At 44.4% G+C, this 8,342-nt stretch carries 6 protein-coding genes and 1 pseudogene; 4 read left to right on the top strand and 3 right to left on the bottom strand.

Annotated elements, in window-relative coordinates:
* Positions 1–288 precede the first annotated feature (288 nt).
* From QUA50_RS28655 to rpsB, 3 genes are all read right to left on the bottom strand, one after another.
* Entirely contained in the window at positions 289–1,218 is a 930-nt protein-coding gene (locus QUA50_RS28655; RefSeq protein WP_333268668.1) for a hypothetical protein, read from the bottom strand.
* Positions 1,219–1,496: 278 nt separating this feature from the next.
* The gene (gene tsf / locus QUA50_RS28650; RefSeq protein ID WP_333056024.1) at positions 1,497–2,156 is read right to left on the bottom strand and encodes a translation elongation factor Ts; all 660 of its coding nucleotides are present in this window, start codon (positions 2,154–2,156) and stop codon (positions 1,497–1,499) included.
* A gap of 322 nt (positions 2,157–2,478) precedes the next feature.
* Positions 2,479–3,309, bottom strand: a complete 831-nt coding sequence (gene rpsB, locus QUA50_RS28645) for a 30S ribosomal protein S2 (protein ID WP_333268666.1) — start codon at positions 3,307–3,309, stop codon at positions 2,479–2,481.
* Between the two features lie 564 nt (positions 3,310–3,873).
* On the opposite strand from rpsB, the gene QUA50_RS28640 reads away from it, so the two are divergent.
* From QUA50_RS28640 to QUA50_RS28625, 4 genes and pseudogenes are all read left to right on the top strand, one after another.
* Positions 3,874–6,078 (top strand): cation:proton antiporter domain-containing protein, encoded by a 2,205-nt coding sequence (locus QUA50_RS28640; protein WP_333433680.1) that lies wholly within the window; start codon positions 3,874–3,876, stop codon positions 6,076–6,078.
* Positions 6,079–6,096: 18 nt separating this feature from the next.
* The gene (locus QUA50_RS28635) at positions 6,097–6,255 is read left to right on the top strand and encodes a hypothetical protein (RefSeq protein WP_333298973.1); all 159 of its coding nucleotides are present in this window, start codon (positions 6,097–6,099) and stop codon (positions 6,253–6,255) included.
* 104 nt (positions 6,256–6,359) lie between these two features.
* Positions 6,360–6,971 (top strand): hypothetical protein, encoded by a 612-nt coding sequence (locus tag QUA50_RS28630; RefSeq protein ID WP_333268662.1) that lies wholly within the window; start codon positions 6,360–6,362, stop codon positions 6,969–6,971.
* 118 nt (positions 6,972–7,089) lie between these two features.
* A pseudogene (locus tag QUA50_RS28625) lies at positions 7,090–8,161 on the top strand (IS630 family transposase).
* Positions 8,162–8,342 lie beyond the last annotated feature (181 nt).

The following is an 8,342-nucleotide window of genomic DNA, read 5'->3' as shown; positions in this document are numbered from 1 at the left end:
CTTTTAAGGACGGGCGGGACGCCCATCCCACAATAACAATTAAAATTATAAGTTATTTAATTCGCGATCCTAAGAAGCTTCCACCAAAAAAGTATAGCACCGAGAAACCCGGTTTCTTTAAAAAACCTGGTTTCCCAATCGCCTAAAAGTTTTACGTTTGAGATTTGTCCTACTGCCCTCGGACTTGTTCTATCAAACTTATTCCCTCGAACCTCGGACTTATTTCCTCGGACTTAAATCCGTTAAATCCGTTACATCATTCGTTGGCACAATTCCTTCAACATCCGATCAATCTTCAAACCAACTCGATCGCCAAGCCGACTCAGCCTCCACCACAGCAAGTTCTCGCTGCTTTTTCTGATAATCGCGGCCCAGCGAGTTCAACTTTACAGACAGGTTGCGAATTTGCTGGCGCCAAGCCGAGGTTGCCGCATCGGCAAACTCTATTTCCGCTAGCCGCATTTTAATCGCTGTAATGTGCAGCGCCCTACTACCAAAGGCTGCTGCCAATTTTCGCGACGCTGGTGAGGCATCGGTTTCAATAATTATGTTTAATAAGTTAGGCGGCCCGGCAACACTATCGCCGGAGGATTCAGCACCAGAAGCAGCTTCTAGAACCGGTTCTGGCAATTGACTCGGCAAGATTCCCGACTGTTGCAGCAAGCGGTTGGTGTCGCGAGAAAGCAGCTTGAGTATATGGACGATCGACTTTTCAATACTATTTTGCCAGCGTGCCAAACTTTCCGGGGAATTAGCATTTGGCAATTGATAATTTGCCAATGAAAACAGATAGTTAATGGCCGAAACTTGGTTTTTTTCCTTTTCGTCTTCTTCCTTGTCGTCTGCTTCGTCTTCGTCTTCTTCCTCTTCACCGAAGTCGTCTTCGTCTTCTTCTTCCTCTTCCTCTTCCTCTTCCTCTATTTCTTCATCTGCTTGTGATTCAGTCACTAGCGATCGCAATTTTTCCTCCGACGCCGCAGCCAAAGCCTTTACAGACTGCTGCATTTTTTGCCGCCCCTCGAAGGACAACTTGAGAAACGACTCTGGTACTGCTTGAGTGCAAAGGTGATAGCAAGCCAAAATTAATTGCTGCCGCGCGGCTTGTCCCAACGCAGTTAAATAACCTTCGTAGGTACTGCGAAACTCCAAATTCAACGCTGCTAAAGCCTCTTCTAGTCCTGCCAAATCTTGCTCTATTCTCTCTCTTGGTCGCACCATATCTCTCGTATAAAATTAAAATAGGAGGCGGGCAAAAAAACCAGGTTTCTGCCACAAATTGTCTGATTTTCCATTAGACATCTCCAATAATTATTGTGGAACAGGCCGGAAAGCCTGTTCAAAGCTGGCAATTATTGAGATGTCTATTTAATAACGGTTATAAACCGGGTGTTTGTGTTTTATACACAGTCCGGGAATCCTGTAAAAATTAAAAATTAAAAATGCAAAAAATCAATTTTTCACATTTTTAATTTTTAATTCTATATCTTAATGGGGGATTATTGAACACCCATTTGGGCTGCCACTTCATCGGCAAAGTTAGCTTCTACCTTTTCAATGCCTTCGCCCAAGACAAAACGCACGAAGCGGCGCACTTGGATATTTTCTCCAATTTGGGCGATCGTTTGTTTCACCAACTCTTCGACCGAGATATTCTGATCTTTAATAAAAGGCTGATCCATCAAAGATAACTCTTTCATGCGCTTCTCAATCCGCCCTAGAACAATCTTTTCTTTGATGTTTTCCGGCTTGTTGCCTAAGTCATCTTTGCCCATTTCAATTGCCTTTTCTCTTTCGACAACTTCGGCGGGGATATCTTCAACTTTCACGTATTCCACATTCGGGCAAGCTGCAATTTGCATCGCAATATTCCGCACCAAAGTTTGGAATTCTTCGCGACGTGCCACAAAATCTGTTTCGCAGTTAACTTCCACCAGCACTCCCACTCGGCCGCCCGTGTGAATGTAGCTGCCTACAAGCCCTTCTGAGGCAACTCGTCCACCTTTTTTACCTGCCGAAGCCAGACCTTTTTTCCGCAGCCACTCAATGGATGTTTCCATATTGCCTTCGTTTTCAACGAGGGCTTTTTTGCAGTCCATCATGCCCGCGCCAGTTTTTTCGCGCAGTTCTTTAACAAGTTTTGCAGATATGTCCGCCATCTTCTTTAAGTTCCCAATCAAAATTAGTTATTAGTCATTAGTCATCAGTCATTAGTCATCAGTCATTAGTCACTAATTTTAATGTTAATGATTAGACCAGAGTGAAGAAGTACCCAGTCGATATTAGTACCGACTTTGTAGGTGTAGCGCCAGAATTAATTCTGGCCCAGACACAATGAATGCTTTTGCCAGAGTTCTACTAATGACTTAGACTCGTGCTATGTACAATTAAAAATTAAAAATATCCAACTAAAAATAATTATTATTTTTAATTTTCAATCTTTAATTTTTAATTTCCTGGTGTCAGATTCCGAGGGCAATACTAGCTCTCGGTTTCTTCGCCGTCGGCCTCAGCAGCGTCGTCGGGATCTACATAATCGGGGTCATCCAATTCTTCGATTTCGACATCATATTCAGCGCCTTCGTAACCGCCGTCGTAGTCGTAGTCTTCATCAGAGTCGCCGCCCTGCTGACCGTGACGACCTTCGTAGATGGCATCAGCCAACTTGCCGACAATCAGCTTGATCGATCGAATAGCATCGTCATTCGCCGGAATCGCAATGTCAACCAAATCCGGGTCGCAGTTGGTATCCAACAGAGAGACGATCGGAATTCCCAACTTTTGGCATTCCAACACCGCATTATACTCGCGGCGTTGGTCTACCAGCACCACTCCGTCGGGAATCTTCCGCATAGATTTAATCCCGCCCAGATATTTCTGGAGTTTTGCCATTTCTCGGCGCAGTACCGAAGCTTCTTTTTTCGGCAGCAAATCGAGGGCGCCGATTTCCTCGCGGCGCTCCAAATCCTTGAGGCGTTCCACGCGGGACTTAATCGTCGTCCAGTTGGTGAGCATTCCCCCCAGCCAGCGCTGGTTGACGTAATAAGCACCGCAGCGTTGAGCTTCTTGGGCTACAATCCCCGCAGCTTGGCGCTTCGTACCCACGAACAAAAACTTTTTGCCTTTTTCTGAGGCAACTCTCATGTACTCGTAGGCGTCTTCCATAAGCTGAGCGGTTTGCACGAGGTCGATGATGTGAACCCCGTTGCGCTCTGTAAAAATGTATGGAGACATTTTCGGGTTCCACCGACGGGTTTGGTGTCCGAAGTGAACCCCTGACTCTAACATTTGAGCCAAACTGACTACTGGCATGGTATTTTTAACTCCTAATTCGGGTTAATCCTCCACCCGGTCGTATTTCTGAAGGTTTTCGCCTTAGAAACACCCGAAAACCCGGATGTGCGAATTTAAACAACTTTTCTAGTTTATCACAGCGCGTGCTACTTTTGCTGACAAATTTATATCACTAGGTTTAAACTCAGATGTTGCACCATTGTCAAGAACGGGCTCTTCGGCCCGTTCCACAAAGAAAGAATGAGTTTTCTCGCTTAACAGGCCGAAAAGCCTGTTCCTAAACAAGTAATTGAGAATGGTGCAAGATGTGAGTTTAAATGGGCGGTGGGCAACCGGAGGTGAGATATAGTCCGGGGTGCAGAGGCTGCGGTTAAAGTTACTTGCAAGCGCTTGTAAAAAACAAAAAATCCAAGTGGGAGGTAGCCAAAGCCTTTGTTCGCTTGTGAGACAATGGCCTTGTTGGTGCGCCTCTTGTGCTTTATACCTTCGATCGAGGTGGTATCCATTTTTTTCGATCGGCAATTCAGTCAGCTTTACTACCGTGCCCTCTCGATCAGCAAAAATCCCCAAGCTAAAAACGCCATGCCCATCCCCATTCTCGTCCTGCTTGAAGTTCTAATTGTTATCGCACTTTCGAGACTTGTCGGTTTAGGATTTCGAGCGATCGAACAACCTCAAGTCATTGGAGAAATTGTAGCAGGAATTATGCTTGGGCCTTCTCTGTTTGGCTTAGTTGCACCAGCCACCGCAACAGCACTTTTTCCACCCGAAGCCGTTCCCTTCCTCAACGTGCTATCTGAGGTGGGGCTAATTTTTTTCATGTTCTTGATTGGTTTGGAACTGAATCCCAAGTACCTCAAAAGCAATTTAGATATAGCGATTTTAACTTCCCACGTCAGCATTCTAGTGCCGTTTTCCCTGGGAAGCTTGCTCGCACTGCTGCTGTACCCGATCGTTTCAAATAATAGCGTTTCCTTTACCGCTTTTGCTTTGTTTTTGGGCGCTGCGATGTCAATTACTGCCTTTCCGGTGCTGGCAAGAATTATTACAGAACACAACTTGCAGAATACCAAATTGGGGACGCTGGCCTTGACTTGCGCTGCGGTAGATGACGTAACGGCGTGGTGTTTGTTAGCGGTGGCGATCGCAGTTACTCGTACTAATTCGATGATCGGTGCTTTGCCGACAATTATTGAGTCTTTAATTTACATCGGTTTCATGCTGACTGTAGTCCGCTGGTTCTTGCAGCGACTTTCCAAACACTACAACCGCACTGGCAGATTAACACAGTTAGTGCTCTCCGGCATTTACATGGGAGTTGTAGCTTCTGCCTTAATTACTGAATGGATCGGCATTCATTTAATTTTCGGTGCATTTTTGCTGGGTGCTGCAATGCCTAAAAATGCGGGATTAACCAGAGAATTAGCAGAAAAAACCGAAGACTTTGTACTAATATTTCTACTGCCCATATTTTTTGCTTACAGCGGCTTGCGGACTCAAATTGGCTTGCTCAACAGTCCCGAATTGTGGCTGCTGTGCGCCGCCGTTTTGGGAGTGGCAATTATCGGCAAATACGTCGGCACTTACGTTGCAGCCAGAGTTTGTGGCATCAGCAACCGCGAAGCTTCAGCGCTGGGATGGCTGATGAATACTCGCGGTTTGACTGAACTCATTGTGCTGAATATCGGTCTTTCCTTGGGGGTAATTTCGCCGCTGCTATTTACGATGTTAGTCATCATGGCTTTAGTGACAACTTTTATGACTTCGCCGCTGTTGGAATTGACTTATCCAAAAAGGTTAATTAGATTAGATATTTCAGAAATTAACTCTGAGGATTCAAAATTAGAAGATTCACAAATTGCTGACAGCAGCGAAGAAACTGCTAATAAATTGCTGCCAACTTATCGAATTTTAGTACCTGTTGCCAATCCCAGCACGCAGAAAGGTTTACTGCGACTAGCGGTAGCGCTGGCGCAGCCTGCTGCTGGTATGGGTGGTGAGGATTTACAGTCGGCGGCGGTTCATCCTCTGAGTTTGATAGAATTAAATGAGGATTATGCCTTTGAAAGTACGCCTGCGGAAGCCGATCGCACTATTGAAGAGCGCCGCTCGAAATTATCAGAATTGATTGAGAGTTTGGAACTGCCGGAGGCACAAAAATTCGTACATCCCATCATTCGGGTTACTAATGATGTAGCGAGGGAGACGGCACAAATTGCGACAATAGATCGCGCGGATTTGATTTTAGTAGGATGGCACAGGCCTACTTTTAGCAGCAACCGTTTGGGAGGGCGTGTCGGTCAAATTCTCAGCAACGCTAAGGTGGATGTAGCAATTTTTGTTGACAGAGGCCGGGAAAGGTTGAATAACTTGTTAGTACCTTATGCGGCAAACATTCACGATGATTTGGGTTTAGAATTGGCGCTGAGACTGTTAGTTAATAGCGAGGAACGCCGTTTGACGGTGCTGCGGGTGGCGGTTGACGGGGAAGCTGAAAACAATCTGAGTTACGAGTTTGGGCGAGTTATGGATCAGTTGCCGGTTGAGGTGCGATCGCGCATTGAAACTCCGATTGTGGAGGCGGCTGAACCCATTCAAGCAGTAGTAGCGGCTTCTGCTAATGCTGATTTGACTATTGCAGGTACCAGTCGGGAGTGGGGAATTGAGCGCCAAACTTTGGGACAGTATACTGATGAATTGGCTGTGCAGTGTCATTCTTCGCTGCTGATTGCGCGGTGTTACGTTAGAGTGCGATCGCACTTGGCGTCGGTACTTCCTCAAAGGTAGTCTGTTGACAGTTGACTGTTGACTGTTGACTGTTGTTATACCAATTCTCCAAGTTATTGCAACAATGATGAATGTTTGGCTTATTTGCGCTCAGAGAGTAAGGTGCGTCGCTCGTCAATTGTCGATCGCCTTTGGGAGTTAATGGTGGCGACGCACCCTACCGATACTGTTGCATGAGTTTTGAGAATTAGTATTATTTGTTATTGGTTATTGGTGAGGTGCTACCAATTCCCCAATGACCTGTTTGGCCCATTCCCAATGCCCAATTACCAATTACCAAGATGATGAATCATTTAAGCCTCAAATCACTGGCATTTTACGGGATTGCGATCGGCTCAGTTGCACTGCTGTTTAAAGTAGTAACTGCTTATGGGGAAACAAATTTAAAGGCTGCTCCGGCAATTGCGGGAACTTATCGCTTCGATCCTAACAGTTTGCCCGAATGTCTGAATTCAGATGTTTTGGTATTGACAATCGAGCAATCGGGTGTTTATTTGAGCGGTAATTTGCGATCGGGCAGCAGGGAGGGCAGGGAACAAACAGCCGAAGAGAAACCTTCTCTATTTGGTAAGTGGGAAACTCAAGGATTGAACTTGTCGGGTGCGGTTCCTAATTTAGCGGGTTGCAGGGACTCCACAGCAACCGGTCAAAACAGTTCTGTTAAAATGCGCGGAATTGTGGAGCAAGAAACCCTCAAGGGAAAAATTAGTCTAACTGATAAGACGGCGGCTACTGATTTTACGGCTCAAAGAGAAGCGGCGGTGCAACCCCAGAAGCAGGAACATCGATCGATCCCAATAGAGAAGAAGAAATGGGAAATGGGTAATTCTTTGTCGCTTTCCGACAGAAAGCATCCAGGATACAAGCCCGCGAATTCATCCGTCCACAAATAAAAAACCTGTATCCGATAAAGGAGCCCCAGAATTTATCCGTGGGATCAATGCTTCAATTCTAATACCATTTTTTTAAAGATGTGATAGACTTGTGTAAAAAGTAAAGGCGAAAATTACAATGTCTGGTCGTCCTCATATAAAGATTACCGAATCTGTAGAAAATTTACGAGAAATCCTCAAAAAAAAAAAAAAATCCTAGCTTATAAAAAAGTTCAAATGCTTTATTTATTTCAGTAAAAAAAAGTAGAAACTGTGCGGGAAGTATCCGCAGTTTTAGGTAAAAGTGAGGCAACGATTCATCGCTGGCTCTCCCAATATAGAAAGGGCGGTCTGGAAAATTTGTTAAAAAATAGGCAGGTTTTCGGTCGCCCAAAAAAGTTCTCAGTTGAAATAGCAGCGACCTTGCAACAAGAGTTGAGAGACCCTGAAGGATTTAAGAGTTATAAAGAAGTTCATCTTTGGCTTGGGTTGATTAAAGGAATAGCCAGTAGTTACTCGGCTGTATATTCTTTAGTAATAAGGGAATTAAAAAGTAAATTAAAAATCCCTCGACCTCGCAGTATTTCTCAGAAATCTACGGCGATTAACGAATTTAAAAATAACTTGCATCAACAGATAAAAGCTTTACTACACAAAGCTTTACCTCAAGTAAACAAATATAAAAAAGTCAATTATTGGTCTAGTGATGAAACGCGGCTAGGACTACATACAATAAAGTCGGCGCAAGCTGAGGCTTTCAGGTGTAAAGCCCGTCGGGAAGCATCAATGGAAATTTGAGTGCTTTTTGCTGTATGGGGCAGTATCGATAGCTAATGGAAAAAGTTTTTTTTGGGAGTTTTCCCATTTAGACAAAATTTGTTTTGAAGCATATTTACAACTTTTGTCAAGACAATATCCTCATGAATTACACATCATTCAAGTAGATAACGCACCCGCTCATAATTTAAGCTCATCTGAATTACCAGACAATATAATTTTATTATTTCAGCCTCCGGCTTGTCCCGAAGTAAATCCCACAGAAAGAGTGTGGGAATATCTCAAAGATTTTTTAGCGAAAGTCGGTGTTTAGTAATCTTGACGAGCTCCGCACAAAAGTCCAGGAAATTTTGGCATCTTTCACCGATCGTTTCATTGGTTTTCTCACCGGATGGTCTTGGATTTTACATTCTTTATCTCTATCACATCTTTAAAAAAATGGTATAAAATGGAAAATCGAAAATGGAAAATCGAAAATCGATTGACTCTCCCTTTCTCCCCTGATGAAGCAAGGAATCACAAAGCGGCGGGGTGGGGGAGCTGACAGGTGTAGGCTTTTTACAATTAGGAAGAGTTACAAGCATAAAAGGCATCCTATTGAGTGTGAGGTTCGGA

Origin of the sequence: Microcoleus sp. M2_D5 (assembly GCF_036701935.1) — a bacterium.
Lineage (GTDB): Bacteria > Cyanobacteriota > Cyanobacteriia > Cyanobacteriales > Microcoleaceae > Microcoleus.
This window is presented reverse-complemented; position numbering and strand designations above follow the sequence as displayed.

Coding starts and splice junctions, on each gene's coding strand:
- rpsB (WP_333268666.1), bottom strand. CDS start 3,309: ATGCCAGTAGTCAGTTTGGCTCAAATGTTAGAGTCAGGGGTTCACTTC.
- QUA50_RS28655 (WP_333268668.1), bottom strand. CDS start 1,218: ATGGTGCGACCAAGAGAGAGAATAGAGCAAGATTTGGCAGGACTAGAA.
- QUA50_RS28640 (WP_333433680.1), top strand. CDS start 3,874: ATGCCCATCCCCATTCTCGTCCTGCTTGAAGTTCTAATTGTTATCGCA.
- QUA50_RS28630 (WP_333268662.1), top strand. CDS start 6,360: ATGATGAATCATTTAAGCCTCAAATCACTGGCATTTTACGGGATTGCG.
- tsf (WP_333056024.1), bottom strand. CDS start 2,156: ATGGCGGACATATCTGCAAAACTTGTTAAAGAACTGCGCGAAAAAACT.